4 protein-coding genes are annotated in these 5,422 nt (G+C 72.1%); 1 reads left to right on the forward strand and 3 read right to left on the reverse strand.

The window, feature by feature from the left end; all coding sequences use genetic code 11:
- Window positions 1-778 precede the first annotated feature (778 nt).
- Complete coding sequence (gene aroA / locus ACFU99_RS31615; RefSeq protein WP_384398548.1) at window positions 779-2,089, forward strand: 3-phosphoshikimate 1-carboxyvinyltransferase; 1,311 nt, start codon at window positions 779-781, stop codon at window positions 2,087-2,089.
- A 410-nt stretch (window positions 2,090-2,499) separates the two neighbouring features.
- On the opposite strand, the gene ACFU99_RS31620 is transcribed toward aroA, so the two are convergent.
- The 3 genes from ACFU99_RS31620 to ACFU99_RS31630 all read right to left on the reverse strand — a co-directional run.
- The gene (locus ACFU99_RS31620; RefSeq protein WP_384398550.1) at window positions 2,500-3,381 is read right to left on the reverse strand and encodes a barstar family protein; all 882 of its coding nucleotides are present in this window, start codon (window positions 3,379-3,381) and stop codon (window positions 2,500-2,502) included.
- A 420-nt stretch (window positions 3,382-3,801) separates the two neighbouring features.
- Window positions 3,802-4,500, reverse strand: coding sequence for a hypothetical protein (locus ACFU99_RS31625; RefSeq protein WP_384398551.1), 699 nt, complete (start codon window positions 4,498-4,500; stop codon window positions 3,802-3,804).
- On the reverse strand, window positions 4,497-5,422 hold a 926-nt coding region (locus ACFU99_RS31630), incomplete at its 5' end, for an NADH:flavin oxidoreductase/NADH oxidase (RefSeq protein WP_384398553.1). The genes ACFU99_RS31625 and ACFU99_RS31630, both read right to left, overlap by 4 nt.

Here is a 5,422-nt window from a genome sequence, read left to right on the forward strand (position 1 = left end):
GAGCCAGACAGTTGTCTGGCTCCGTCGGGTGCTTGCGATCAGGGTGCCGTGTCCGTGGCATCAGGCAGTACACACTGATCGAACTTCATGCAACCGCGTTCCGGGCGGTTCACGACTGCCTGTCGCAGGGCCTGATCTTGCGCGATACGTCGACCGCGCTCGGGCAAGCCACCCCGCGGCGATACCCGGCGGACGAACAGCTCCAGCTGCGCTACAGTAGCGTGGGAAGCGGCGCGAGCACGCGTTGCGAGTCCTGTGGAGGGCTGCCGGGAAGCAGGTCGGAACCAGGCGACTGGATCCTCCGTCCGATCCTGGGCGGCAGTGGCCCCCGGAGCTCCCCACAGGACTCGAAGGTCTGCCGTCGCGGACGACCTCGGCATGGTGCGCCGTGCCCGACAAGACGGACGTGGGCCTCCGTAGCCGAAGTGGGCGCGGCCGGGCTGAGACCCGTCGTGGTCACCTGGTGCCGAAGCGGCATCTCCATCGCACCGGGACGCGCGAGCAGCCCCGATCCCGAGAAGAGTTTTCCCGGCGTCGGCAGTGACGGCCGGGGAGGCGCCCGACGCTTTTGCGGGCGCTGGAACGACAGGCATGGAGGACGGCCAAGGAGCGTTGCTGCCCGCGCGCCCCGGCCACGTCGACGACGCGGCGGCCTGTCAACCTGCGAGAACTCCCCACCCTCCTTTGCAGGTTGAGCCCTGACGGACGGTGCCCGACGCGTAGGGTCGAACCGGCGCGCCAGCGTGCCGATGATCTTCCCAGAGAAAGCAGATCAGCCATGGGTATTTCCGTGTCCGTTCTCGACGGCGCTTCCTGCCTGCGCGTGCAGGGGGCCGGACCCGCCCGCGGGGAGCCGAAAGTGCCCGGCGACAAGAGCATTGGGCACCGGGCCTTGTTGACGGCGGCCCTCGCCGAGGGGGCCAGCACGCTGAGGGGGCTCCCCCTGGGCCAGGACGTGATGCACACCCGGCGGGCGGTCGAGCGGTTCGGGGTGCCTGTCACCGATGCGGGTGACGGCCGGGTGCGGGTGGAGGGGCCGCTCCGGCACGAACCGGACGACATCCTGGACCACGGCAACGCGGGCACCGGCATCCGGCTGATGGCTGGAGTCTGCGCCGGGATCGACGGCCTGTCCGTCCTGACCGGGGACGAATTCCTGCGACGCCGGCCGATGGACCGCATCGCCGTGCCGCTGCGGGAGATGGGTGCGCAGGTGTGGGGGCGTGAGGGCGGCCGTCTGGCGCCGCTGGCGATCCGTGGCGGCCGTCTGCAGGGCATCACCCATGTCCCCGAGCAGGCGTCGGCTCAGGTCAAAAGCGCGGTCCTGCTGGCGGGACTGTCCGCCCAGGGAACGACGACGGTGGTTGAGGCCCGCCCCACGCGTCGGCACACCGAGGAACTGCTGGCCGCGTTCGGGGCCCAGGTGCGCGTGGACGGGGTGCGGGTGAGCGTCGAGCCGGGGAAGCTGACCGGCACGGACGTCGTAGTGCCGGGCGATCCGTCGCAGGCCGCGTTCTGGGCCGTGGCGGCTCTGCTCGCCGACCGGGGCGAGGTCGTGGTGGAAAACCTCTACACCGGCTTCGGACGCTCGGACTTCGTGGGCGTACTGCAGCGCATGGGCGCCGATGCCGACTTCGACCTCGCCACGGGGAGGCTGTCGGTGCGCTCGTCCCCGCTGAAAGCCGTGGACCTCTCGGGCGAGGACGTTCCCGGCATCGTGGACGAGATTCCGGTGCTGGCGCTGGCCGCCGCCGTCGCCGAGGGCACCACGGTCATCTCCGGCGCGGCCGAACTGCGGGCGAAGGAGTCGGACCGGATCGCGTCGACGGCACGGATGCTGCACGCGTTCGGCGTGCCGGTGTCCGAGACCCCGGACGGCTTGGTCATCGAGGGCGGGGCCCGGCTGCATCCGGCGCGGATCGATTCGCACGGCGACCACCGGATCGCGATGACGGCTGCGGTCGCGGGGGCGTGCGCGGTGGAGGGGACGACCGTGATCGACGGGTGGGATTCCGTCGCCACGAGTTATCCCGGGTTCGCCGCGGAACTGGTGCGGTTGACCGATGCGGTCGTCGAACCCGGCGCGTAGACGGGCTGGTGGGCGCGGAACTGTACGACATCGTTCATCGTCCCGGCGCACGAGGCCTTTCGGAGGCCCTCCCCGGAGGCCCGCAGGTTCCAGGAATTCTGAGCGTCGGACTGTGGGAACCCGTGCGCGAGCCCGTGAACCGTAGGACCTCGCGCACGGGTTGGGAGCCGCGAATCAGACGTCGCCCGGGGCATCCTGGTGGACGGGGCAGCGCCCGAAGCCTGAGGTCTGTCGGGCCGGGTGTACGTATCAGCGGCCGGACAGGCGGCGGGGCGCTCTGCGTTTCCTAGGCGCCCTGCCAAGGGGCGGTGGCGCCGGGAGGAAGGATGTGCCGCTGCCGCCTGGAAGTTCACTGCCTCAACCCGACGGTCCCGCAGCGGTGTTACGTGCCCTGATGCGGTGCCGTGTTCTCATCGGCGTGTGGCGTCGAGCGATTCGTTGCTGTTCCACATGACGCGTGTGGCGCCCACCGGTTCGAACCGGATGTCGGGATCGCTGCTGTGGAGCAGACAGAAGAAGCGGCGCTGAAGCACCGCCGCGTGGCGGGCCTGGTCGGCGACGATGTCCAGAACGGCCTGGGCCGTTTGCGGGCAGGCGGCGGCGAAGCGGTCGTAGTCGGTGATGGACAGGACGAGCCCGGCGCCTTCCGGCGACTCGTCGTACGGGCCGTAGCAGGCCACCTCGCCGAGACAGTCGTCGAGCGCGGCGAGCTTGCGGCCGTAGTAGTCGGGGAACCGCAGGGCGGCGGCGATATCCCTGTGCAGGTCCTGCTCGGAGTTCCACGCGCCCGCGGCGAGGCGAATGACACGGAAGCCGCGGTCTTCGAGCCGCAGGGCGGTGTCCGAGAGGAGGCGCCGGCGCCAGAAGAGGGTGACGAAGGTGTTCGCCATGAATTCGAGCGCCAGAAGCCTGGCGGCTCGGCCGACCGGTGCCGGGCGCGTGGCGCTTTCGCGCCGGAAGGCGTCCAGCAGCTGGAAGAACTCGTTGACCGGGGTGGAGCCCGGGGGCGTGCTGTGTTCGATCGCGGCGGCCCAGCCGAGGGAGGTGGGCGTTCCGCAGCGCTGGTGCAGCCATCGGGTGAAGGCCTCTTCGGGCCAGCCGTCGGAGGATTCGTCGATGGCATGTACGCCGAGTGCGACGCGGTAACCGGTGAGGATCGCTTCGAGACGGCGGAGTGAGTTGCCTGGCAGCCACATGCCGGGCCTCAGCCGGATCTGTTCCAGGAAGTCGTATACGTCCGTGCAGTCCTGCCAGTGTTTGACGGGGATCTGCGGGGTGTCCTCGGTCGGCATGGGGTGAGCCTACGGGCGGGCAGAGCGTCTTCAGCCATTGGCCCATGCCCTGCCGGGCGTCGAGGTGCCCCGCCAGCGCGGGACGCTGTACCGGGTGACCAGGGTCCATGCAGTGCGTGTGGCGTCCTCGACCCACGCATGGCCAGCTGCGGGCAGGCCCCGGACCCTCGGCCATCCGGCGACGCGCCGGGCGGCGCGAACGAACTGGAGGCCTCGCATGGTGCGCCTTCTCCTCCTGCTTCGGCAGGCGCGCCGGACAGCGGCACCGACGACTCGCTCGGCGCCGTATCCGGGGCACACGGTGTACGCCGGCGATCCTTCCCGCGCCGCGGACGTCGGGCTCGTGGACCGTGACGACCGCGGAGGTGGCCGTGGAGGCATCGGGAGCGCTCTGGGCCGGGTGGGCGGGGGTGCCGTGGACTACCAGGTGTAGCCGTGGTGGTCGAGCTCGGTGGTGAACGCGTTCTCGACGGCGGCGCGGGCGGCCGGGGTGAGCAGCTGGTGGTAGTCGGTGCCCGGGGGGCGGAAGTGGGCCTTGGCATGTGGCAGGTGCAGCGGGGGCAGGCCGACGCGGGCGCACAGGGCGTTCAGGCCGGGCTGCAGGTGTTCGTGGCGGATGATCACGTCGACGATGACCGTGCCGTCCGGGCCGGTGTACAGGGGCCAGTTGAGGGCGTCGCGGAACTCGCCGGAGGCGATGAACTCTTCGATGCCGGGGCGCGGTTCGTGGCGGTGGCGGTGGTAATAGAGGGAGATGACCTTTTCGTAGGGGCTGCGTTCGAGGCAGGCGGTCAGGTAGCGGTTCCAGGTGGCGGGGCCGAGCTGGTCGCGGATGGCGGTGGCGGGCATGTGGTTGTAGAAGCGGATGCCGTCGCCGGGGCCGGGGGGCACGGGGGTGGTGCGGGGGGTGTGGCCGGGGTGGAGGTGGTGCTGCGGGGGGCGTCCGCCTTCGCGGGCGCGCAGGGCTTCGTCGCGGGGGGAGAGGGAGGTGATGATGTCGCGGTCCGTGGCGTGGCGGGACAGTGCGATCTCCACGCTGGTGCCGGCGGTCTTGCGGGTGCGGACGAAGATCAGTTGTGCGTCGTGCAGGACGAGCATGAGCGTCTCCCGTTCGGTCACAGTTCGGGCGGCAGGTGGCCGTCGGCGGGCGCCGCGGTGGTGGCCAGGGCGCGTTGGTAGGGGCTGGGGGCGAGGGCGGGGGCGTTGCGGGCGGGGAGCATCGGGTCGGCGAGGAGCTGGCGGCCCATGAGGACGAGGTCGCACTGCCCGGCGGACAGGAGGCCGGCGGCCTGTTCGAGGGTGGTGATCTTGCCGACGGCGGCGGTGGGGAGGCCGCATCGGCGCAGGGCGGCGGCGTAGGGGGCCTGCCAGGCGGGGCCGGTGGGGCGGGGTTCGGGGCGGGCGATGCCGCCGGAGGTGCAGTCGATCAGGTCGGCGCCGTCGTGGGCGAGCAGCGGCGCGAGGCGGGCGGAGTCGTGCAGGGTCCAGCCGCCGGGCAGGAAGTCCCGGCAGGACAGGCGGACGGCGAGGGGCAGGTCCTCGGGCCACGCCTGGCGCACGGCGGTGACGGTGCGGCGCAGCAGGCGGGTGCGGTGGGTGAAGGAGCCGCCGTAGGCGTCGGTGCGCTGGTTGGCGAGGGGGGAGAGGAAGGCGTGGAGCAGGCGGCCGTGGCCGGCGTGGAGTTCCAGGAGGCGGAAGCCGGCGGCGGCTGCCCGGCGGGCGGCGGCCGCGAACTGTGCGATGGTCTCGTCGATCTGGTCGTGGGTCATCTGCCGGGGGGTGCGGTAGCCGTCGGCGAAGGCCAGGGGGGAGGGGCCCAGCGGTGTCCAGCCGCCGTCCGCGGCGGCCAGGGGGCGGTCGGCGCCGGGGCCCCAGGGGCGGGTGCGGGAGGCTTTGCGTCCGGCGTGGGAGAGCTGCAGGCCCGGCTGGGCGCCCTGCGCGGCGATCACGTGGGCGAGGGCGGCCAGCGCCGTGGTCTGCTCCTCGTTCCACAGGCCCAGGTCGTGGGGGGTGGCGAGCCCTTCGGGGGCCACGGCGGTGG

Source organism: Streptomyces sp. NPDC057654 (assembly GCF_042800135.1).
Taxonomy (GTDB): domain Bacteria; phylum Actinomycetota; class Actinomycetes; order Streptomycetales; family Streptomycetaceae; genus Streptomyces.

Excerpts from the sequence above, each read along its gene's own strand:
- ACFU99_RS31620 (WP_384398550.1), bottom strand. The coding sequence starts at position 3,381 with ATGCCGACCGAGGACACCCCGCAGATCCCCGTCAAACACTGGCAGGAC.
- aroA (WP_384398548.1), top strand. The coding sequence starts at position 779 with ATGGGTATTTCCGTGTCCGTTCTCGACGGCGCTTCCTGCCTGCGCGTG.